This is a genomic window from Streptomyces sp. NPDC040410 (assembly GCF_055595715.1).
Map to the genome: position 1 here is coordinate 19766 of NZ_JBVIVK010000004.1, position 21211 is coordinate 40976.

The window sequence follows — 21211 nt, forward strand, 5'->3', positions numbered from 1 at the left end:
CTTCCGCGCCGCTCACAGCGCCCGGAGGCCGTTGATCACGTCGCGCAGAATACTCTCGTCCGGGAGCTCGGCCGGGGGTACGGGCCGGTTCACATGGACGAATTCCCCGTTCACCAGGTCTCCGACGAGGACCCGGACCACTCCGATGGGCAGATCGAGTTCTGCGGCGAGCTCGGCAACCGACTGCGGGGCGTCACGGCACAGCTCGACGATGTCGACGTGTTCCGGAGACAGCGTGTGGTCCGCCTCCGGATCGTCCGCCTGGGCTTCCGTGACCACCACCGCGATCACGTCCAGGCGGTGCTGGCCCGCACTGGTGGTGCGGCCCCGCGTCATGGCGTACGGACGGACGACCGGCCCGGCTTCGTCGTCGAACCAGTGGCTTCTTCCCTGACCGTCTGCGCTCATGTCATCCCACTACCCGCCCGAGGGCAGATGGGTGCGTGGAGCGGCACCCAGATGCACGCCGACCCGCTTGACGAGGAGCGTCATCTCGTAGGCGACCTGTCCGACGTCCGAGTCGGCGTCCGAGAGGACGGCGAGGCAGCTGCCGTCGCCCGCGGCGGTCACGAACAGGAAGGCGTCGTCCAGCTCAACGACCGTCTGGCGGACGCTGCCCGCCTCGAAGTGGCGGCCGACGCCCTTGGCGAGGCTGTGGAACCCGGAGGCGACGGCGGCCAGGTGCTCGCCGTCCTCCCGGGTCAAGTCCTTGGACACCCCGGTGGCCAGTCCGTCGCCGGAGAGGACGACGGCCTTGCGAATGCTCGCGACGCGGTCCACCAGGTCGTCGAGGAGCCAGTTGAGCTCACCGGACCTGGTCGTGGTCTGGCCGGTCGGCTTCGGTGCGGTCATCGACCGTCCCCCTTAGTCGTTCCTTGTGGTGCTGTGCCGCTGTCGTCGTCGCCCGCGGCGTTCTCCTCGCGGCCGCGCTGCCAGCCGCGCTGGAGCGAGGCCATGCGGCTGCGTACCTCGCCGGCGTCCCGCTCGGCGGGTTCCGTGGCCCTCTCCTGTGGGCGCTGCTCGGTGTTGTCCCGCCTCAGCTGCGGGGCCAGGCTGGCCTGGCGTACGCGCCGGGGCAGGGGTGCCGTGCCGGAGCCGGCGTCCTGGGGCGCGAGGCCGGGAAGCCGGGCGCGGTCGCCGGAGCTGCTCGACGCGATCTCGGCGCGCCGGGTACGCCTGGGGAGTGCGGGGGCCTCTCTGCTGCCGCCGAGGTCACGGTCCGGGGATGCCGGGGATGCGGCGAGCTCGTCGGTGGGGTCGGCCACGCCGGCGCCCCGGCGGAGCGGAGCGGCGCCGCGGCGGCGGGACGGCAGCGGGGGCGTCGCCCGCGCCCGGGCAGGGTCCGTCGAGGGCTCCTCTTCCGTCTCCTCGCGTCGCGGACCCGGCTCGGTGACCGGGTGCCCGTGTGAGCTGACCAGCTTGGGTGTCCGGCGGCCGGGCAGCGGGACCGGGGGGCCGAAGGCGGCGTCCGGGTCCGCCAGATCCGGTCCGACGTGGGTGTCGTGGACCTCGCGGAGCTGCTCGCCGGGGTGGCTGTGGGTCTGGTCGTCCACGCGGACGAGGGAGCGGCGCGGGCGGAAGAGCCCGCCGCGTTCGCTGTCCTCGTCGCAGAGCGCACCAGGGAAGCCCTCAAGGGCATCCAGATCGACGGGTGCCTCCAGTTCGACCGGTCCGTCCAGGAGGGTGGCGGGAAGGCCGGGCCGCTGTGCGGGCATCTGGGACAGCGACGCCCAGCGTGCCTCCTCCAGCTCAGCCTCCTCCAGCTCCGCCTCCTTCGAGGGCTGGGGGCGGTCGAGGCGGAAGCCGATGCCGTTGGTGTCCGGCACGTCGTCCGTCAGCAGCGCGTCGGGGATGAAGACGACGGCCGTCGTACCGCCGTACGGGGACGGCTGCAGCGAGACACGGACGTTCTGGCGCTGGGCGAGCCGGCTCACGACGAACAGACCGAGCCGGTCGGTGTCGGACAGCTCGAATTCCGGTGTCTCGGCGAGCCGGAGGTTGGCGTCCAGCAGCGCGTCGGCCGCCATGCCGAGGCCGCGGTCGTGAATCTCCAGGGTGAAGCCGTTGGCGACCCGTTCGCCGAGGACCTGGACGGCGGTGTGCGGAGGGGAGAACACGGTGGCGTTCTCCAGGAGTTCGGCCACCAGGTGGGTGAGGTCGGCGACCGCCGGCCCCGTGACGGCGACCCTCGGCAGCCGGCGGACCTCGATGCGTTCGTAGTCCTCCACCTCAGCCACGGCGGCGCGTACGACGTCCATGAGCTGGACGGGCTTGCGCCACTGCCGCGAGGGGGCGGCGCCGGAGAGGATCACCAGACCCTCGGCGTGGCGGCGCATACGGGTGGTCAGGTGGTCGAGGCGGAACAGGTCGGCGAGTTCGTCGGCGTCGTCGGTCCTGCGCTCCATGGTGTCGAGCAGGGTGAGCTGCTTGTGAAGGAGGACCTGGCTGCGGCGGGCGAGGTTCACGAAGACCTCGGAGACGCCGGCGCGGAGCTCGGCCTGTTTGACGGCGGCTTCGACGGCGGCGCGCTGCAGGGTGTTGAGGGCCTGGCCGACGTCGCCCATCTCGTTCTTGTCGTACTCCAGACGCGGCACCTCGGTCTCCACGTCGACCTCTTCGCCCGTGGAGAGGCGGCGTATCACGCTGGGGAGGCGCACGCCGGACGCCTCGTGGGCCTCCAGGCGCAGCTGTCGCAGGTCACGGATGAGGCCGCGGCCGACGCGCACGGAAAGGAAGAGCGAGAACAGGATGGCGATCAGACCGAGCACGCCGACGACGGCCGCTTTGACGATGACGTCCATCGCGGCCGGGCGGACCCGGTCCTGATAGCGGTCGCTCGCCTGGTCGTCGATTGTGGCGAGCTCGTCGAGCACGCTGTCGGCGGCGGCGTCCCAGCTCTTGGCGCTCACCGCGCCGCCGGCGGTGCCGGGCTGGGAGGAGATGACGGCGTGCTCGGCCGACCGCAGAGGCGCGGTGGAGGCGTTCTTCCAGAAACGCTCGTAGCGTTCGCGCTCCGTGGGCGGAAGGACCGGCAGGCTGATGTCGTACATCAGGGTGCGCTGGGCGACGAGGTCGGAGACGTCCCGGATCTCGTCACGGGAGAGTTTCCCGACCACGAGGGCGGAACCGAGCAGGGCGTCCTCGCGGGAGAGCAGTTCGCGGGCGCGGATGACGTTGACCAGCGCGCGGGCCTGCTTGTCCATCTCCACGGTGTCGACGCCGTCGAGCGAGGCCAGCAGGGCGTAGCAGGGGTCGACGAGGCGGTTGTAGAGATCGAGGGCCTGTGCCCGGCTCACCGTGCCCTCCTCGACGCTGCGGCGCAGCGAGTCGATCCCCTCGAAGGCGTCGAGGACGGTGATGATGCGATCGGTGTCGTCCCCGTCGAGTCCGTCACGGACGTCGGAATTCCGCGCGTTCTCCCGGAACTTGGCGATGACCTGGTCGGTGGCGCTCCGGGTGGAGCGGAGGGCGGAAAGCGCGTCCGACGCCCGGGGATCGGCGAGGTAGACGAGGGTCTGGCGGCGTTCCTGCTGCAGGCTGCGGACGGTGTCCTCGGCGGGGTAGCCGATCTCCTCCACGACGGACGACACGTGGAACAGCTGGGCGACCTCCCGGCCTGTGAGTACCGTGGCGAAGCCCCAGACCGCGACCAGGGACACCAGCGGCACGAGAAGCAGCGCCACGATCTTCCGGCGGATCGACTTCCCGCGAAAGCGCATGGCCTCCCCCAGCTTGACCCCCCGCGTCAGGGGGTTCACATGTACGTCAACAAACGGCGTGAGCCTACTACCGACGCACAGTTAACTCGAAGACCCGTCCGGAAGCCGAACCTCCGCACCGGCGGCGAGACATGGGGAGTTGTCCGTTCATTGGGGGCGATTACCTCCCTCGATCCCACGACGTCACGCGGAACCGATCGGACCGGCCCGCATTGTCAGTTGGCTGAAATTTTTCGATTCTTGGGAATCTTGAGGACGTTTCGTTCGTCCTTCTCCAAGGGAGTTGGGGGCGGAATCGGCCACACGAGCCGTATTCCGCAACCGGGCGGCGTAAAACAGCGCAAGCCGGGCAGCCACTGGGGGACCAGGTCTACGGAGACCGGGGCGACGGGTCTGCCGGCGGTGGGGAGTGACACGTTGATGGGCACGGCGGAGCGGAGCGAGGCGCCCGAAGGCGGCGTGACGGCGCAGTTGACCGCGGAGCGCGGCCCCGAGGCAGCGGATCGCGACAATCAGGCGAGCGGGAGCGCGGCGACGGGCGGACACGAGGAATACGGCCCGGGGGGTGAGGAGCAGCCGTCGTACCGGCCGCAGTTGTGGGTCGAGGAGCCTGCGCGGCGCCGTCGGATGCCCGATCCGGTGCGTACGGCGGCGGTGCGGGCGGTGCTCATCATCGCCGTGACGCTGATCCAGGCGATGGTGGCGTTCCTGTGCACCATCGCCGGTTCCTGGCTGGCGTTCCCGATGGTGCTGAGCAGCGTGACCAGCACAGTGGTGGCCACATGGGGGGCGCTGGACGTCTGGGTGACGCGTCAGGTCTGGAATCAGCGCAACGGCGTGGTGTCGACGCCGAGCAGCACCGCGCGGTCCCTGCGCCGCGAGCGGCGCAGGGTTCGGCGGCAGACTCGGGCGGCCGAGCGGGCGCAGGAGCGGATACGCCGACGGCGCGGGACAGGACAGCTGTCGCACTCCTGACCCGGCCGACGGCGCCAGGGCGTCACGTCTACGGGGCGCCCGGCGCAGGCCGCTTGAACATCCGCGTCGCCGTGATCTCGCTGTGTACCGCTTCCCCGGCGGGAGCCTCACGCGGCAGTCCCGGGCGGAGGTGCTCCTCCACGCTGATGTACTTCAGGCCGGCCCGTAGGTCGGCGTCGTTGCGCAGCCGGATGACGAGGGGGAACTCGGCGAGCGCGGTCGTATCGAACAGGCCGGTGGTGTAGAGCAGTTGGACGCCGAGGGCGTCGGACACGGCTCGCTGGAGCTCCAGCAGGTAAGTGGCGTTCGCGCGCCCGATGGGGTTGTCGAGGAACAGGGTGCCGGCGTGCCGGCGCTTGTCGCGTCCCCGGTCGTTGCTTCTGAGGGCTGCCATGGTGCAGTAGAGGGCGATGGCCGCGGTGAGCAGCTGTCCGCCGGAGAACACGTCGCCCATCTGCCCGACAGGGACGCGCTCGGCACGCAGCACGGCGTCCGGCTTGAGGATCTCGACGGCGACGCCCTTGGGCTGGAGCGCCGCGCCGACCCCGCGCAGCAGCAGGGACATGCCGTCGCGCCGTAGGTCGGAGTTCTTCTTGACGGCCGCTCGGGTGGCGTCGTCGATGACCTCGCCGAGCCGCTCGGTGAGCGTGGCCTGGTCGGGCTCCTCGAAGCGGATGCGCAGAAACTCCTGTCCGGACCACTCACCGAGGCCCTCTGGCAGCCGGGACAGCCGCTGCGCGGACCGCAGGGTCGCCAGGGCCGACTCGACGAGGCCGCGCAGCCGGTCCACGATCGAGTCCCGGTTCCGCTCCAGCTGCGCCAGTTCGTCGGTCAGGACGCGGAGTCGGGGTGCGAAGGCCTGGGCCCACTTCTGGGCGTGCTCGGGCAGCGCTGACCCGGGCAGCTCGCGGATCTGCTGCCGGGCGGGGGTGCGGACCTGCTCGTAGCGCGTGGAGTTGGCGTGCCGGACAAGCACGTCGCTCGCCTCGCGAGCGGCGGCCTCGGCCGCGGACAGGTCGGCGGCACAGCCCCGCAGGGAGCGGCGGGCCTCCGCGGCGGACTGCCGGGCCTCGTCCGGGCTGCCGGGGTACGGCTCCGGCTCCTCCTGCTCCTCCTCCGAGGCGTGCTCGCGCAACAGGTCGCGGAGCATCGCGGCGATCTCGTCGAAGCCGCCGGCCGCGTCCTCTGCGGCTCGGTGGGCGTCGAGAAGCTCGGCGTGTGCCTCCCGTGCCTGGCTCAACGCCTCGGTACGCGAGGCGAGTTCGGCCGTCGCCGTGCGCAGCAGCGCCTGTGCGTGCTCGGCGTCGCGCGGGAGAAGCTCTTCGGGCAGCTCGGTGTGCGCCTCGCCGTCCTCGGGCGCGTGCCGCTCGGCCTCGCCGCGCAGTCGGCCGAGCTGCTCGCTGGCGCTCGACATCCGCGTCTCGAGGAGCTGCACGAGTTCCTCGGCGCGGGCGGCGGCGGCCTGGCGGGAGGGGCCGTCGGAGCCGTCGGGCGACTGAAGCAGCTGCTCCGCGCGCGTACGGACCTTGTTGCTCAGCCGGTCCAGCTCCGCGCGTGCCGCGCTCTCGTCGCTCTCCGCACGAGCCTGTTCGGCACGCAGATCGGCACCGACACCGACCTTCTCGTACACCTGGGAGGCGGCCCGGTACGCCTCACGGAGGGCGGGCAGGGACGCCTCAGGGGCTACCGCGCCGTCCTCCGGTACATCGTCGGGGGCACCCGCGATCTCCGAGCGCTCGGCGCGCAGCGCACGGGCCGTACGGCGGGCGTCGTCGGCGGCGCGCTGAGCGGCCCGCCGGTCCTCGTCGGCGGCCCGGGCGCGCTCCAGGCAGCTTTGGGCGCGGGCCTCCGACTCCGCCGCCTCATCGGCGAGTTCACGCAGCTTGACCTGCCAGCCGGCTCGCTCCCGCAGCCGGAAGGCCAGCCCGGCGAGGGCGTCGGCGGCCCTCCGGGCCTTCTGCGCGGTCTCCTGCCGTGCGTCCCGCACCTGGGCGGCCTCGGCGGCAGCCTCGTCGGCCTCGGCCCGCACGGTCCGCACCTCGGCCAGCTCGGCCTCGGCCTCCTCGGTGAACGCGCGCGCGTCCCAGGCGGCCTGGGCCAGCTCGACTAGCCGCCCCGCGGGGCAGCCGGTGCGCCAGGAGGCGAGCCGTGCCGCCAGCTCCCGGTCCTTGCCCAGCCGGGCCGCGAGCGCCCGGATCTCCTCGTCCCGCTCGCCCGCCCGCGCGCGCAGCGCCTGCCGCTCCTCGTCGGCGGCGTGTTCGTCGTGCATGGCGGGGTTCGGCGGTACGAGGAAGACGGCAGCGCTCTGGGCATCGGGAGCCGGGGTCGGCGCGAGCAGGGCGGCAGCCGTGCCGACCGCCACGGCGGACCGCGGCAGCAGCGCCGCGTCGCTCAGCGCCTCGCGGGCACGCGCGTGGGTGTCAGGGTCGGTGATGATCACACCGTCGACCAGTTCCGGCCTCGCGGCCAGCACGCGCGCGTGATCGGCAGGGTCGACGGCCTGCGCGAGATAGCGCCAGCCGGGCAGTGCGGGGATACCGTGCTCTCCGAGGAACTCCACGGTGGCCAGCACGTCAGGGCCGGGTGGCAACAGCCCGCCGTCACCGAGCGCGCCGAGGATCCGGGAGTCGTCGGCGGCTGCGGTGCGCAGCTCGAAGAGCTGCCGTTCGGCGGAGGAGACGGCGTCGTCGAACAGTTCGCGCAGTTCGTCCGCGAAGCCGTCCAGTTCCTCGGGGGTGAGGAGGCCGCCTTGGGCACCGGTGGGCCTGGCCTCGACCGCACTGCCGTCGCCTGCGGCGTCCGCGCCCGCCCGGGGCAGCGGCACCCCGACACGTCCACTGCGCGCCACACCGGGCAGGCTGAGCAGCTCGGCGAGCCGCTCCTGCGCCGCGAGACCCTCGGCAAGGCGGCGTTCCGCCTCGTAGGACCGTTCGGCGGCGGCGGCCGCGTCGGCCGCGCGGGCCGCCGTCAGCTCCGCGCGGGACTCGGCCGATGCCGCTTCGCGGGCGTGCTCGGACGCCCTGCGCGATGCCTCACGGGCCGTGTCCCAGGCGGCGACGGCCGTCTTCTCGGCGTCGCTGGCCGCCAGCGCGGCCCGCGCGGGATCGGCGTCAGGCGCGCTGTCGTCGAGCCAGCCCGCGCGCACCGCCTCGGCGGTCTCCTGCTCGACCTCGGTGAGGCGCTGGCGCAGGTGTCCGGCCTCACTGCGGGCGCGCTGCGCTTCCGTGGCGGCGGAGGTGGAGTCCCGGTGCGCGGCCTCGCTCACCTCCTGCAGCGCTGCGGACCGCTCCTCCCCCTCGTTGGCGAGGGTCTCGGCGCTCTCCACGGCCGCGTGCAGGGCCCGTACGAGCTCGACCGCGGCCTTGGCGCGGGCGGCGAGCGCCGGGGCGGCGTCCCGTTCGGCTTCTTGGATCGCGGCGGCCACGCGCGCGACGCGGTCGGCGGCGGCGCGGTGGCGCAGCACGGCCTCGGCGGCCTGCCAGGCGGAGTGCAGCGTTCGCGCGTCGGCGAGCCCGCGCTTCTGCACGGCTGCCGTCTTCTCGGCCGCGGCCAGAGCCAACGAGGCGTGTCGGTAGGCGAGTTCGGCGGCGATCAGGGCGCTGCGCTCGCGGCCGCCCTCGGCGTGCGTGACGGCGTACGCGGCGGCGGTGACCCGCTGGGCGAGGTCGGCGGCCCGGACGCGTTCCTGCACGCCTCGCGCGGAGAGCCTGCGTGCCAGTGTCCTCGTACGCCGCTCGGCTGCCGTGTGGATGTCACGCGCGCGGGAGCGTGCCTCGGCGGCGTCGACGATCCGGCCGAGCAGGTCGACCGATCCGGCGGTGAAGTCCCGTTCGGCGATCAGCTCGGCGCGGCGGCCCAGCTTGTTGCCGAACCCGCTGACCAGGTCGGCGAGGCCGTCGGTGTCCCGTGTGTCGGTCACGGCGCGCAGCAGCAGGTCGGTGAAGTCGGAGTCCTTCTTGACCGCGAAGAGGCCGGCGGCCTCACCCTCGTCGGCGTTCATCTCCCGCTGGTAGCGGAAGAGTTCGGGGTCGAGGCCGAGGTCGCCGAGGTGCTCGATCCACCGGTCGTGGATCTCCTCCCAGTGCACTTCCAGGTGCGGATACGCCTTGCCCGCCTCGGTGATGGCGTCCCGGAAGCCCTTCATGGTGCGCCGACGCCCCTGGGCGCCGGACTGGCCCTCGACGGGCGGCCGTACGGCGGTGGACTCGGCGACGGGGAGGTTGTCCAGGCTCAGCCCGGGGCCGGGCCGGAAGGAGTACCAGGCCTCGGCGAACTTCCTCGGGTCATTGGAGACCTGGCGGCCCCGCCACTCACTCACCTTGCCGACCACGACACACTCGCCGGTGTGCACGTGCTGCCATTCCAGGGCGACGTGCCCGCAGTCGTCGGCGAGCAGGAACTTGCGCAGCACACCGGAGCTGGCACCGCCCAGCGTGTTGCGGTGGCCGGGCAGCATCACGGAGAAGATCAGCTTGAGCAGGACGGACTTGCCGCCGCCGTTCTCCAGGAAGAGCACGCCGGCGGGCGCGGGCCGCAGGGGTGGGCCCACGGGCTCCTCCTGGAAGAACTCCGCCTGGGTGGGCGCGGGGTCGGGCACGGGCTCGCCCACGCCCCGCAGGTCCAGCACGGTGTCGGCGTAGCGCGCACCGGCGGGACCGATGGAGTAGAGGCGGACCCGGGACAGCTCGTACATGGCGGACTCTCGTAAGTCTTCGTCAGATCGGGGGAAGTTCAGGAGCAGCTCGGGAGGAGCTCAGAGGGAGTGGAACGGCAGTCCGGCGTCGGCCACCAGTTCCAGGTCGTCTCTCTCCTCGGCCGGCAACAGGGTCGGTGTCCCGTCCGTCACCGGGACGACGCCCAGTTCGAGGAGCTCGGCCATGGCGGCACTGCCCGCCATGTCGCGGACCTGGAGCTGGTAGCGGGCCGTGGTGCGGTAGGTGCCGCCGTTGTCGTCGCCGGTGCGCTGCAGGAACCCGGAGTCGGTGAGGAACGCGACCGCCTTGCCGACGATGCCTGTCGTGGAACCGGCGAGACGGCGCGCGTCCTTGGTGGCGCCGGTGGCGCTGCGTCTCGCCCAGATCCGCCAGGCGGCCTCGAGGCCGGGTGCGTCGGTCGCCGGGTCGGTGTTCTCTCCCAGTTCGTCGGCGCGCTCCTCGAGCCGGCGGCAGGCCTGGCGCACGAAGGCGTCGACGCCGTTGACCGTCACCCGCCCGATGTACCCGTCGTCGGCGAGGTCCTCGGGCCGCGGGAACGCCATGGCGGCGACGGCGAGATGGGCGAGCCCGTGCAGGAAACGGTCTGCGGAGTCGGCGGACGTCCGACGCGCGTAGTCGCCCATCCGGACGGCGAACACCGAGTCCTCGGCGGCGGTCACGGCCATTCCCGCGCGCGGGGAGACCTCCAGCACCACGAGACCGAGCCCGGCGGCCACGGCGTCGGCGAGCCGCGCGAACGGCGCCTCTTCACGGTAGCGCCGCAGCAGGTCCTGGTACTCCTGGTCACGCGCGGGCTGCAGCTTGGGCTGCAGCCCGAAGGCGACGAGCCGCGCCGCGTCGGCGGCGTCGGCGGGGGTGACGGGGGCGGCCACGGGTACGGCGACGGCCTCCGGCTCACTCCGATCGACGTGCTCGCTCACGGCTGGAACTCCTTGATGTGAGAAGCGAGGGGCAGGGCAACTCCGTAAGGGGCGCGGGGCTTTGACATATGCGGCTCCGCCGCGCGGGCGCGACCAGCCACGAAGGACCCGCAGTCGCGCACCGGCCGAACCATCACGCCGCCTCCGTCCGATCCGCAGCCATCCCCGCCGCATCCAGCAGCGCCGTGCCCACGATCAGGTCGGCTCCACCGAACTCCGGGTCGTCCAACTCGGTCCCGTCGTCCACCGCGAACAGCAACTTCTCCTCACCCTGGCGATAGGCGGTCCCCACCGGCGGACTGGCCGCATGCACGGCCAACAGGGCCACGAGATACGGCAGGTCGGGATCCTGGCGGCGAGCCTCAACCAGCAGCCCCGACAATCGCCGCGGCGCGTCCGCCGGCAGATCCAGCAGCTCCGTCGCCGCGGCCAGCTGCTCCTCGCTGAACCGGCTGTCGTCCGGTGTGGCGATGAGGTCCGGCTCGGGCATCTCCGCACCGAGGTGCTCCCGCTCCACCGGCGGCGTCAGCAGGATGCCGACGAGATCGCCGACACGGGCGGACACCGGGGTGCGCAGTCCGGTCCCGCACGCGAAGAACGCGTCCGTTACGCGGACCGCCTGTTCAAGGGGCAGCGGGAGGACGGGGGCGAGGACGTGGCCGTACAGGTCGGTCCCCGACGTCGTCATGGGCGTGGCGAAGGCCTGCCGGTCCTGCTCTGCGCGGAACAGGGGCCCCGCCTCCAGCAGTCGGGACTGAAGCTGCGTGTGGCGCCGGATGCAGTCCTTCACGATGTCGACGAGCTCGGCCGCGCGCCGCTTCTGCTCCGGGTCCTCGGACTCGTCGCGCGCCTTGCGGATGTTGGTGAGGATCGCGTTCTCGTGGCGGTAGCGGTCGGCGACGTGGTCGAGGGCCTCGGCGATCATGTCGGGCACGGTGTTGAGCCAGTCGACGGCCCGGACGTTGCGCCGGGTGGCGTCCAGGGCCCTGCGCAGGGTTTCCGAGTACTGGACCGTCCGGTACCGGGCCTGCTCCGCGGCGAGCTGGGCGTCGGCGAGGCGGCCGCGGCTGATCAGAACCTCCAGCTTGACCTCGGCGGCGATCTGCGCGCTGGTGACATCGGTGTCGAGGGCGCCGACCAGGACGTTGACCGCCTCGTCTGTCGTACGGAGATAGACGGTGCCGCCGGGGCCGGGCACCTCCTCGATCAGCTTGAAGTCGTAGTCACGGCGCACATAGGTGCCGTCCGCCGCGAACGTGCCGTACACGGCCCGGAAGCCGCGGTCGACGCTGCCGACGTTGATCAGGTTCTCCAGGACCCAGCGGGCCACGCGCTCGTGCTCGGCGACGGGTCGCTGCGGGGCCTGCGCGGCGATGCGGGGGATGAGCCGGGCGACTATCTGGTCGTGGTCGGCGCCGGTGTCGAAGTCCATGTTCAGCGTGACGAGGTCGATGGCGGCGAGCGCCACCTCCGCCATGCCGTACACCGAGTACTCGCCTGCGAGGTTCGCCTTGCGTGCGTCGAGGTCGTGCAGCGGCGCGGTGCAGGCGAGCGCACGCAGCCGCCGCGCCAGCCCCTCGTCGGCGGCCGGTCCCGGTGCGGGGCGCGGCCCCGCGCTGAGCTGGGGCGGAACACTGTCCGTCGATGCAGGCGAAGTCACGGTGCACAGACTAGGTCCTCGGTCTGACAACGACCCAAACGACGCAGATGCGCCCCCCGTCACGGTTGTCACACCGATCCGGCGAGGCCGTTGTCCCTCGTCGCCGACCACCCGCCGCCGGTAGACCTCCACGACACCCTCGAGCGAGTCCTCGAGATAGACCTCGAGCAGCTTTTCGGCGCCGGCCCGGTCTCCGGCCCGCAGGGCCTGGAGGATCTGCCGGTTGCGGGCGAGATACGGCTCGTGCAGTTGTTTCGGGTCGTCCACGATGTGGAAGTGCCGGCCGGCGGGACGGCTGCACGGCCCACTGGTGGTGTCCATGCGCCCGGTGCCGCCGGGGCACCTCGCCACCGCGATCCGGGAGAGCAGCCTGTTCCCGGCGGTGCACGGCAGCCCCGTACACTGCGGCGATCCGTCGGCGCTCGGCATCGATGACCTGGGCCGCCCCGACTTCGGCGACCCGGTGGACGCCGGGCCCGACGACATCCCGGTGTTCTGGGCCTGCGGAGTGACCCCGCAGGCCGCGGTGACGGCCTCGCGCCCGCCGTTCGCCATCACCCACGCACCGGGGCAGATGTTCCTCACCGACGCCCGCGACGAGCAGTACCGCGTGGCCTGATCAGGAGACACGAAGGATCCATGACCTCGATCGATCTCAACGCCGACCTGGGCGAGGGCTTCGGCCGCTGGCGGCTGACCGACGACGAGCGGCTGCTGTCCGTCGTCACCAGCGCCAACGTGGCCTGCGGCTTCCACGCCGGGGACGCGGCCACCATGCGGCGGGTGTGCGAGCTGGCGGCCGAGCGGGGGGTACGGATCGGAGCCCAGGTCTCCTACCGGGACCTCGCGGGGTTCGGCCGGCGCGCGATGGACGTGCCGCCCGCCGAGCTGACGGCCGAAGTCGCGTACCAGATCGGCGCCCTGGAGGTCTTCGCGCGCGCGGCGGGCACACGCGTGTCGTACGTCAAGCCGCACGGCGCGCTCTACAACCGCGTCGTGCACGACGAGGAGCAGGCCGGTGCCGTCGTCGACGGCGTCCTCCTCGCGGACGCGACGCTGCCGGTACTCGGCCTGCCCGGCTCGCGCCTGCTGGAGCTGGCCGGCAAGGCGGGCCTGCCGGCCGTCGAGGAGGCGTTCGCGGACCGCGCGTACACCGAGGCGGGCACACTCGTGCCGCGCGGCGAGGACGGCGCCGTGGTCACCGACCCGGAGGCCGTCGTGGCGCGCTCGGTGAGCCTGGCCCGCCACGGCACGGTCACCGCGCACTCCGGCGCGAGAATCGAGGTACGCGCGCGTTCCCTGTGCCTGCACGGGGACACACCCGGTGCGGTGGAGCTGGCGCGCCGGGTCCGGGAGCGGCTCCAGGAGTCGGGCGTCCGGGTGGAGGCCTTCGCATGAGGGCGCCGACCGTAGGCGATTCCGCCCTGCTCGTCGAGGTGTCCTCGGACGACGAGGCCCAGGCTCTGCACACGGAGCTGCAGGCCCGCCGCATGGCGGGCCTGCCCGGTCCGGCGAACTCCCCAGTGAGGGCGTGTTGCTGGGCGTGGTCCAGGTGCCGCGGGCCGGCAGGCCGGTCGTCTTCCTGGCCGACCACCCGACCACCCGGGGCTGCCCGGTAATCGCGGTGGTCCGCGCCGCCGACCTCCCGGCCGCCGCCCAGGCCGTGCCGGGCATCCCCGTGCGCTTCGTGACGGTACGCCGCCGCTGAAGCCGGGCCGGACGCCGCGGCCGCAAGACCCCGTCTGACGAGCCTCATGCGGCGTCCGGCCGCTGTTCCGCCACCGACAGGGCAGCCAGTGCCGCGGACACCGCGGCGGACGCCCGCAGGTCGAGCCGGGCGCTCGTCCCGCGCGCGCGGTGGCGCAGTTCGTCGGCGGCGAGTGTCACGAGCTGGGGCAGCAGGTCGGTGCACCGCCGGGCCACCCAGCCGGTGCCCGCGGTGGCCAGCCACCACAGGCTCGCCGACTTGGTGGGCGCGGGGAACTCGGGCTCGGGCGAGGGCGCGGCGCCCGTCGCGATGCCCTCCTGCGCCAGCAGGGCGTGGAAGCGTACGGCGAGCTGCCGGTGCCCCCGCTCACCGGGGTGCAGGCGATCTGCGCTCCACATCGCCCGGTCGGCGAGCCACACGCCCTCACAGGCGTGCAGATGCACGGCCCCGTGGCGGTCGGACAGGGCGTGGACCACGGCGTTGACCGCCCGCTGCCGCCGGGCCAGCGGGCGGGCCAGGGCGCCCGGCAGGCCGAGCATCGCACCCGGGTCGGGCAGGCACGCCGTGAGCAGGACCGCTCCGCCCTGCCCGGTGCAGGCCGCGTACACCGTGTCGAGCCGGGCGGCGACTGCATGGATGTCGAAGGTGCAGCGCAGGGTGTCGTTTACGCCGATGACGACCGACACGACGTCCGGGCGCAGGGCCAGCGCGGCGGGCAGCTGCCGTTCCAGCACATCGCGCGTCTGGGAGCCGCTCACCGCGAGGTTGGTGAAATCGGCAGGCTCCTCGCCGAGTCCCGCCGCGAGGAGCGCGGCCCAGCCGCGCCACCCTTCGCCTACGGGATCGCCCACGCCCTCGGTCAACGAGTCGCCGAGGGCGACGAAACGCACGGGTCTCATGCGATGCCCCCCGGCACGAAACGGCGTGGGGCGGGCACCGCGTCGTGCGCGGCGAGGAACGCGTCGACCGCCGTAGGCCACCCGAAGCACTCCGCACGCGCGCGTGCGGCCTCGCGCCGCTCCCCCGCCGGGCGGTCGAGCAGCATCTCCACGGCGTCCGCGAAGGCGTCCCCGTGGTCCGCGGCCGTGGCCCCGGCGGAGCCGATCACCTCGGGCAGCGCGGACGACGCGCTCGCCACCACGGGTGTGCCGCATGCCATCGCCTCCAGCGCGGCGAGCCCGAACGTCTCGGCGGGCCCCGGCGCCAGACACACGTCGGCGGTCGCCTGCAGCGCGCCGAGCGCACCGGGGTCGCCGACGTGTCCGAGGAAGGCGACCGGCAACCCGCGCTCGCGCGCCCGCGGTTCGAGCCGCCCGCGCAGCGGCCCGTCCCCGGCGACCACCAGCACCGCTCGCCGGCCGCGCCGAACCAGCGCCTCCAGGGCGTCCAGCGCCGTTCCGGGCCGCTTCTCCACCGACAGCCGGGAACACATCACCAGGAGCGCCTCGTCCACGCGCGCGTGCCGGGCGCGCAGACGGGGGTCGCACAGGGCGGGGTGCCGCTCCACCAGATCGACGCCCAGCGGGGCCCGTACGACGTTGCGCGCCCCGATCCGCACGAACTCCCGCTCGGCGAACTCCGTGGTGCACACCACGCGCGCGTACGTGTGTGCCGTACGGATGTTGAGGGCGTCGGCCGCCCGCCGGGACAGGTGGTCCGGCAGACCCCAGGTGCGCAGGACGCCGTCGGCGGTCTCGTGGGAGACCATCACGGCCGGGACGCGCGCCCGCCGCGCCCACTTGCCGGTCCACCTGAGGGTCGTACGGTCGCAGACCTCCAGACGGTCGGGGGCCAGCTCCTCCAGAAGCCGGGCCACTCGCCGCTTGTCGGCGAGAACGCGGTAGCCGCCTGTGCCGGGCAGCAGCGGACCCGGCAGTGTGATCACCCGCCCCTGCTCGGTCTCGCGGTCGCCGGCCCGCTCGCCGGGCACGATGAGAACCGGCTCGTGTCCCGCCGCCTTGAAGCCCTTGCCCAGCTCGCGCAGCGCGGTGCGCAGCCCACCGGACGCGGGCGCGACGAAGTTCGCCAGCCGGACGATCCGCAGCGAGCTCATGCGGCCACCGCCGTCCGGCGCGTGCTGAGCACGCCCGCGTAGTGCCCGATCAGCTGGTCTCCGACGGCCGCCCAGGTACGCCCCTCGACGGTCGCGCGCGCGGTGGCGCCGTAGGCGGCCCGCACGGCGGGGTCGGCCGCCAGGGACCACACCGCGTCCCGTACGGCGGCCGCGTCGCGCGCCGGGACCAGCAGCCCGGTGCGCCCGTGTGCGACCAGGTCCAGCGGGCCGCCCGCGGCGGGCGCGACTACCGGCACGCCACTCGCCATGGCCTCCTGCACGGTCTGGCAGAAGGTCTCGAAGGGACCGGTGTGCACGAAGACGTCCAGGGAGGCGAAGACCCGGGCGAGTTCGTCGCCGGTGCGCCTGCCCAGGAAGACCGCGCCGGGCAGCGCCTGGTCGAGGCTCGGCCGGCTCGGCCCGTCGCCGACGATCACGACGCGGACGCCCGGCAGACCGCACGCTCCGGCCAGGAGCTCGATCTGCTTCTCCGGGGCGAGGCGCCCCACGTAGCCGACGATCAGTTCGCCCTCTGGCGCGAGTTCGCGGCGCAGCGCCTCGTCGCGGAGGTCGGGGCGGAAGCGGACGGTGTCCACGCCCCGCGGCCACAGCCGTACGCGCGGCACGCCGTGCGCCTCGAGGTCGTGCAGGGCCGCGCTGGACGGGGCGAGGGTGAGGTCCGCGGCCGAGTGGACGGAGCGGATGCGGCGCCAGGCCGCTGCCTCACCGGCGCCCATGTAGGTGCGGGCGTATCCGGCGAGGTCGGTCTGGTAGACGGCCACGGCGGGGATGTCCAGCCTGGCGGCGGCGGCCATGCCGCGGACGCCGAGGACGAAGGGGCTGGCCAGGTGGACGATGTCGGCGCGGTGCTCGCTGATCGCCGCGGCGACGCGTCGGCTGGGGAGCGCGACGCGGACCTGGGGGTAGCCCGGGAGCGGAAGGGAGGGGACACGGAGGACGGGGCACGGCGCGAGGGCGTCGGGCCCGTTCCCGGCGGCGGTGGCCGGGGCGACGACGACGGGGGCATGACCACGAGCGACGAGGTGTCGGGCGGTCTGGAGCGCGCAGTGGGCCACGCCGTTCACGTCGGGGGGAAAGGATTCGGTCACGATGACGACACGCATACCGGTGTTGTCGCCGTGCCGGACGTGGCCGCGTCAACGTGGATCTTTCCGGACAAGGAACGGTCCGTGAGCGTTGCGCTGCGCACCCGAGCAGGTCAGGCGGCGTCCATACGCGCCTGACCCACGGGTCACGCCTCGTTCACACGGCGGGCGCGTCGGGCCCGATCCGGCTGCGTACGGCTGTCTGGACTTCGGCCTCCTCGGCCGGATCGGCCGCGAGCCTGCGCAGGCGCTCCACGACCCGGGCGTCACCGGTCTCGGCGTGCCGGGCGGCGATCTCGCGGGTGGACTCCTCGCAGTCCCAGAGGCACTCGACGGCGAATCCGGTGGCGAAGGAGGGGTCAGTGGCGGCGAGCGCGCGTGCGGCCCGGCCGCGCAGGTGGGACGAGGCGGTCTCGCGGTAGACATGGCGGAGCACGGGTGCGGCGCAGGCGATGCCGAGCCGTCCGGCCCCGTCGACAAGAGTCCACAGGGTCGGCGCGTCGGGTCCTTCGCCCCGTACGGCCTCGCGGAGTGCCGCGAGGACCAGTTCGCTGTCCTGGGCTCCGCCACGGCAGGCGAGCATCCGGCCGGCGGCGGCGCCCAGCGGGTCGGGCCGTCGGGCCCAGCCGCGCGCACGGTCGACCGCGGCGACACTGCGCATGCGCTCGAAGGCGTCGACGGCGGCCTCGACGACGGTCACCGAGCCGGTGGTCACGGCGCCCTCGATCAGGTCGAGGGCTTCGGGATCGTTGCTGTCGGCGAGGTAGCGCAAGGCGGTGCAGCGGGCACCGTCGCCGCCGTGCTCGGCGGCCCCCACGATCTCGGGCCGGTCCTCCGGTCCGGCGACGGCCGAGAGGCAGCGGGCGGCGGGGACGTGGAGGGCGGCGCCGCGTTCGACGCCCTGCTGGGCCCATTCGAAGACGGCCTGCACGCTCCATCCCGGACGGGGGCCGGCCGGTCGCATCTGGCGTTGCCAGCGGTCGAAGCAGCCGGTCTCCTGAGCGGCACGCACGCGCGTCGCGATGGATTCGCGCGGATCTTCGGCCCACAGCCGCCAGGGCCGGGGCTCGAATGCGTCGCGCACGGCGGCGGCCAGCTCGGCCTCGCCCTCGGTATCGGCCGCGAAGCGCGCCAGGACGGGGGCCGCGAGGGCCCGCAGACCGGCGTCGTCGTCACGCAGCGCCAGTTCGTCCAGTGCCCAGGCCCAGTTGGCGCCTGAGGCGGCGTACCTGCGCAGCAGTTCGAGCGCGTCGCGCCTGCCGTACGAGGCGAGGTGGCCCAGGACCGCGAGGGCGAGCCCGGTGCGTGACTCGTCGGTGTCGAACACGTCCTCGACGTCGAAGAGGTGGGCCTCGATCTCGTCGAGCTCGCCGTTCAGGTCGAGGTAGAGGCGGGCGTAGTACAGGCTGCGGTTCTCCACCTGCCAGTCGTGGCGGGGGTCGCGCAGCACACAGTGGTTCAGGGCCGCGAGCGCTTCGGCGCGCGGTGCGGTGAGCGCGTGCAGCGTGCCGTCGCCACGGCCCCGCTGAAGCAGGCCGAGCAGCGTACCGCTGGGCGCTATGACCGGATCGAACATGGGAAACAGCCTCACATCAAGCGTCGACGCAACCGGGGACGTGCATTACCTGGCCGCGTGACAACACGTCGGGGCGCCCGCCGTTTCCTGCTTGCTGTAGACCATCTTCCTCTGCCTCTCGTCGGTGGCCCATGCGGACCTCATCACGGTCCGCGCGGTGCGGCATCACCTGCCCAGCCATCGCGTCCGTGAATCACGACGTCATGATGACTCGGCAGTTCCATCTGCCGCGACCGAAATTTCGGCGGCCCGTTACCGCCTCCCCCGTTTTGTTTGTTTTCCCTGGTCAGGACAGTTGGATCAGCTTGCGCCGAACAGTTCGAGCAGGTCAGCCTTACCGAACATCCGGGCCGTGTCGACGGCCGACGGCGTGCCGGCGGCCGGGTCGGCGCCGGCCTCCAGGAGGACCTTGATGACTTCTCCCTCGCCCTTGAAGACGGCCCCGGCGAGCGGGGTCTGGCCACGGTCGTTGATCCGGTCGGCCTCGGCACCCCGGGCGAGCAGTCCGCGCACCGCTTCGGCGTGGCCGTGGTAGGCGGCGAGCATCACCAGCGAGTCACCGCGGTCGTTGGTGAGGTTGGCCGGAACGCCCGCGTCGACGTACGCCACGAGCGCCTCGGTCTGCCCTCGCCGGGCCAGATCGAAGATCTTGGTCGCCAGCTCCACGACCTCGGGGTCGGGGGCTTCAGTCATCGGCCGGACCGCCTCTCGTTACAACCGTTCGAGTGAATCGCCAGGGTACTGGCTTCCGGAGCACATCACCGGACGCGTCCTCGGCAAAGATCACCACGGGTGCCCTTCGCGGCAGGAGCCCTCCCCGGAGGGTCCAAGGCAGTTCAGTCACCCGGGTGGAATCTATAGAAATTCACCCAGTTGCACCTTTTATCGTATGGATACATCCTGTGATCCTGGAAGTACTCATGGTGACTGTCCCCGCGAACCAGGAGAGCTCAAATGATCCTGTCCATCTCAGGCGTGGTCCTGCTCGGCATCATCGTCTTCCTCTTCTTCCGCAAGGACGGACTGAAGGCGTCGCACGCCACGGTCTCGGTCCTGTTCGGCTTCTACCTGGCGAGCACGGCCATCGCCCCGAGCATCAAGGCCGGCGGCGAGAGCCTGGCGAGCCTCCTCGGCGGAATCAACTTCTGACGCCCCACCCGACCGTACGCACCTTCAGGAGACAGCTGTGGCCCGGCGCCCCCTCCCCCGCATCCTGAGCACAGGCAGCGCGCAGATCGCCCGGAGCCGGGAGCTGGCCCGGACGGCCGCCGACAGCGCCACCGACGTCCTCCATCCGCTGCTCACGATCACCCGCGGGCTGCGCCGGCTGGCGTCGGCCGCGCGCCGCAAGTGGGCCGACACACCCAAGGACAAGCGCGGGCCGCTGCTGTTCCTGGTGGCGTCGGTGGTTCTGGTCGTGGCACTCGTGCCGTACGGCCCGCTGCTCGCCGTCATCACGCTGATGGCGGCGGCGGCCTGGCAGGGCCGGGAGCGCAAGCCGCAGGCTGCGGCGGGACCCGACGAGCCGCAGACACAGCGCCTCCGGTCACTGTACGAGGCCCTCGTCCCCTACTTCTCGACCGCCGAGGACCCGGCTCCGCTGTACGCCCACGGCGGTGAGTGGGAGAAGGCCTTCCCCGCCTACGAGTTCGACGGCTCGGGACGCGTCACTCACCTCGTGATCCGCTACCCGGCCTACTTCACCGACGGCGAGGCGGAGTCCCGCGCGCGGATCGAGCAACTGCTGCACGCCAAGTCGGGCCGCGGCCGCGAATACCACTTCGCCTGGGAGGAGGAGGGCAACCAGCTCACCGTCACGGTCCTCGCGCCGCTGCCCACCGACATCGCCGCCCAGCGCTTCGTCACGGCGCCCGGCGAGACGGTCCTCGGTTTCACCGACCCCAGCCAGGTCCAGCGCACGCTCCCCCTCACCCATGGTGAGGAGCAGCGCGACGTCCCCCCGGTCGTCTGGCGCACGGGCATCCGCTCCACCGAACCCCATCTGCTGGTGCTGGGCCAGCCCGGCAGCGGCACCTCGACCCTGCTGCGTTCGGTCGCCCTCCAGGCGCTGCAGCACGGCGACGTGGTGATCGTCGAGGGCGGCAGCACCGGCGAGTACGCCTGTCTGACCGGCCGGGACGGCGTCCTGGCCGTCGAGTGCGGGCTGGCCGGCGCCCTGGCGAGTCTGGAGTGGGCGGCCCACGAGACCGAGCGCCGTCTCATCGCGGCCAACCAGGCCCGCCAGGCGGGCCACCCGCCGCCGGACGACACCAGGCGGCCGCTGTGGATCCTCGTGGACCGCCCGAGTGCCTTCGCCCACCTGGCCGCCGCCGACGGCCGCAAGGACCCGCAGTCCCTGCTCCAGGTCCCGCTCCGGCACGGCCGCGCGGCGAACGTGACGGTGGTCGTGGCCGACCAGTCCGACAGCACGGACGTCCTGAGCGACGCCGTACGGCAGCACACGCGCGCGCGTGTCGTCCTCGGTCCCGCCACGGCCGAGCAGCTGGAGGCGGTCCTCGGCGCGCCCCCGCCCACGACCCCCCTCGCGCAGGTGCCGCCCGGCCGCGGCTACGCCCGCCTGGGCACGGGCCCGGTCCACCGTCTCCAGGTCCCGGCGACGCCGGACCCGTACGACGACGCCACGAGCGAGGCGGACCGTCAGGCGGTGCTGGCGCTGCTGCCGCCGCGCACGAAACCGGCGGACGAGGAGCAGCTGCCGGAGCCGGTGCCCACGGAAGCTGTCGTCGCGGAGACTTCCTAGAGCCGCGCCAGCCAGGGT

Annotated in this window: 15 protein-coding genes and 2 pseudogenes; 6 read left to right on the top strand and 11 right to left on the bottom strand. The window is 73.0% G+C overall.

Annotated elements, in window-relative coordinates; all coding sequences use genetic code 11:
- Window positions 1–12: 12 nt before the first annotated feature.
- From ACZ562_RS09735 to ACZ562_RS09745, 3 genes are read right to left on the bottom strand one after another with little or no spacing between them, the layout of a single operon-like run.
- Complete coding sequence (locus tag ACZ562_RS09735; RefSeq protein ID WP_471175725.1) at window positions 13–408, bottom strand: DUF742 domain-containing protein; 396 nt, start codon at window positions 406–408, stop codon at window positions 13–15.
- Between the two features lie 9 nt (window positions 409–417).
- Window positions 418–852 carry a roadblock/LC7 domain-containing protein gene (locus ACZ562_RS09740; RefSeq protein ID WP_471175727.1) on the bottom strand — a complete coding sequence of 145 codons (435 nt, stop codon included), beginning with the start codon at window positions 850–852 and terminating at the stop codon, window positions 418–420.
- Complete coding sequence (locus ACZ562_RS09745) at window positions 849–3719, bottom strand: sensor histidine kinase (RefSeq protein ID WP_471175729.1); 2871 nt, start codon at window positions 3717–3719, stop codon at window positions 849–851. The genes ACZ562_RS09740 and ACZ562_RS09745 overlap by 4 nt, the downstream gene beginning before the upstream one ends.
- A 420-nt stretch (window positions 3720–4139) precedes the next feature.
- Between ACZ562_RS09745 and ACZ562_RS09750 the strand changes: the two genes are divergently transcribed.
- Window positions 4140–4694 (top strand): hypothetical protein, encoded by a 555-nt coding sequence (locus ACZ562_RS09750; RefSeq protein ID WP_471175731.1) that lies wholly within the window; start codon window positions 4140–4142, stop codon window positions 4692–4694.
- A 28-nt stretch (window positions 4695–4722) separates the two neighbouring features.
- Here ACZ562_RS09750 and ACZ562_RS09755 read toward each other — a convergent pair whose 3' ends face one another.
- From ACZ562_RS09755 to ACZ562_RS09765, 3 genes are all read right to left on the bottom strand, one after another.
- Window positions 4723–9387: a hypothetical protein gene (locus tag ACZ562_RS09755; protein ID WP_471175733.1), complete on the bottom strand. Its 4665-nt coding sequence runs from the start codon at window positions 9385–9387 to the stop codon at window positions 4723–4725.
- A 60-nt stretch (window positions 9388–9447) separates the two neighbouring features.
- The gene (locus ACZ562_RS09760) at window positions 9448–10329 is read right to left on the bottom strand and encodes a hypothetical protein (RefSeq protein ID WP_471175735.1); all 882 of its coding nucleotides are present in this window, start codon (window positions 10327–10329) and stop codon (window positions 9448–9450) included.
- Window positions 10330–10462: 133 nt separating this feature from the next.
- Window positions 10463–11989, bottom strand: coding sequence for a hypothetical protein (locus ACZ562_RS09765; RefSeq protein WP_471175737.1), 1527 nt, complete (start codon window positions 11987–11989; stop codon window positions 10463–10465).
- A 265-nt stretch (window positions 11990–12254) separates the two neighbouring features.
- On the opposite strand from ACZ562_RS09765, the pseudogene ACZ562_RS09770 reads away from it, so the two are divergent.
- From ACZ562_RS09770 to ACZ562_RS09780, 3 genes and pseudogenes are all read left to right on the top strand, one after another.
- Window positions 12255–12608: pseudogene (locus ACZ562_RS09770) on the top strand (D-glutamate cyclase family protein); the annotation flags it as partial.
- Window positions 12609–12628: 20 nt separating this feature from the next.
- Window positions 12629–13387 carry a LamB/YcsF family protein gene (locus tag ACZ562_RS09775; RefSeq protein ID WP_471175739.1) on the top strand — a complete coding sequence of 253 codons (759 nt, stop codon included), beginning with the start codon at window positions 12629–12631 and terminating at the stop codon, window positions 13385–13387.
- A gap of 106 nt (window positions 13388–13493) precedes the next feature.
- A pseudogene (locus ACZ562_RS09780) lies at window positions 13494–13697 on the top strand (allophanate hydrolase subunit 2 family protein); the annotation flags it as partial.
- 44 nt (window positions 13698–13741) lie between these two features.
- Here ACZ562_RS09780 and ACZ562_RS09785 read toward each other — a convergent pair.
- The 5 genes from ACZ562_RS09785 to ACZ562_RS09805 form a co-directional block, all read right to left on the bottom strand.
- Window positions 13742–14596 carry an SGNH/GDSL hydrolase family protein gene (locus ACZ562_RS09785; RefSeq protein ID WP_471175741.1) on the bottom strand — a complete coding sequence of 285 codons (855 nt, stop codon included), beginning with the start codon at window positions 14594–14596 and terminating at the stop codon, window positions 13742–13744.
- Entirely contained in the window at window positions 14593–15750 is a 1158-nt protein-coding gene (locus ACZ562_RS09790) for a glycosyltransferase (RefSeq protein ID WP_471175743.1), read from the bottom strand. Before ACZ562_RS09790 ends, ACZ562_RS09785 begins: the two co-directional genes overlap by 4 nt.
- A complete protein-coding gene (locus ACZ562_RS09795; RefSeq protein WP_471175745.1) occupies window positions 15747–16874 on the bottom strand; it encodes a glycosyltransferase family 4 protein in 1128 nt (375 codons plus the stop codon). Before ACZ562_RS09795 ends, ACZ562_RS09790 begins: the two co-directional genes overlap by 4 nt.
- Before the next feature lie 139 nt (window positions 16875–17013).
- Window positions 17014–18432: a HEAT repeat domain-containing protein gene (locus tag ACZ562_RS09800; protein ID WP_471175747.1), complete on the bottom strand. Its 1419-nt coding sequence runs from the start codon at window positions 18430–18432 to the stop codon at window positions 17014–17016.
- 300 nt (window positions 18433–18732) lie between these two features.
- The gene (locus ACZ562_RS09805) at window positions 18733–19125 is read right to left on the bottom strand and encodes an ankyrin repeat domain-containing protein (protein ID WP_471175749.1); all 393 of its coding nucleotides are present in this window, start codon (window positions 19123–19125) and stop codon (window positions 18733–18735) included.
- A 261-nt stretch (window positions 19126–19386) separates the two neighbouring features.
- On the opposite strand from ACZ562_RS09805, the gene ACZ562_RS09810 reads away from it, so the two are divergent.
- Both ACZ562_RS09810 and ACZ562_RS09815 read left to right on the top strand, forming a co-directional pair.
- The gene (locus ACZ562_RS09810; RefSeq protein WP_150943828.1) at window positions 19387–19581 is read left to right on the top strand and encodes a hypothetical protein; all 195 of its coding nucleotides are present in this window, start codon (window positions 19387–19389) and stop codon (window positions 19579–19581) included.
- Window positions 19582–19618: 37 nt separating this feature from the next.
- Complete coding sequence (locus ACZ562_RS09815; protein WP_471175752.1) at window positions 19619–21193, top strand: hypothetical protein; 1575 nt, start codon at window positions 19619–19621, stop codon at window positions 21191–21193.
- The last annotated feature ends 18 nt before the right edge of the window (window positions 21194–21211 follow it).

Coding starts and splice junctions, on each gene's coding strand:
- ACZ562_RS09800 (WP_471175747.1), bottom strand. CDS start 18,432: ATGTTCGATCCGGTCATAGCGCCCAGCGGTACGCTGCTCGGCCTGCTT.
- ACZ562_RS09790 (WP_471175743.1), bottom strand. CDS start 15,750: ATGAGCTCGCTGCGGATCGTCCGGCTGGCGAACTTCGTCGCGCCCGCG.
- ACZ562_RS09755 (WP_471175733.1), bottom strand. CDS start 9,387: ATGTACGAGCTGTCCCGGGTCCGCCTCTACTCCATCGGTCCCGCCGGT.
- ACZ562_RS09795 (WP_471175745.1), bottom strand. CDS start 16,874: ATGCGTGTCGTCATCGTGACCGAATCCTTTCCCCCCGACGTGAACGGC.
- ACZ562_RS09750 (WP_471175731.1), top strand. CDS start 4,140: ATGGGCACGGCGGAGCGGAGCGAGGCGCCCGAAGGCGGCGTGACGGCG.
- ACZ562_RS09810 (WP_150943828.1), top strand. CDS start 19,387: ATGATCCTGTCCATCTCAGGCGTGGTCCTGCTCGGCATCATCGTCTTC.
- ACZ562_RS09785 (WP_471175741.1), bottom strand. CDS start 14,596: ATGAGACCCGTGCGTTTCGTCGCCCTCGGCGACTCGTTGACCGAGGGC.
- ACZ562_RS09805 (WP_471175749.1), bottom strand. CDS start 19,125: ATGACTGAAGCCCCCGACCCCGAGGTCGTGGAGCTGGCGACCAAGATC.
- ACZ562_RS09740 (WP_471175727.1), bottom strand. CDS start 852: ATGACCGCACCGAAGCCGACCGGCCAGACCACGACCAGGTCCGGTGAG.
- ACZ562_RS09735 (WP_471175725.1), bottom strand. CDS start 408: ATGAGCGCAGACGGTCAGGGAAGAAGCCACTGGTTCGACGACGAAGCC.
- ACZ562_RS09745 (WP_471175729.1), bottom strand. CDS start 3,719: ATGCGCTTTCGCGGGAAGTCGATCCGCCGGAAGATCGTGGCGCTGCTT.
- ACZ562_RS09775 (WP_471175739.1), top strand. CDS start 12,629: ATGACCTCGATCGATCTCAACGCCGACCTGGGCGAGGGCTTCGGCCGC.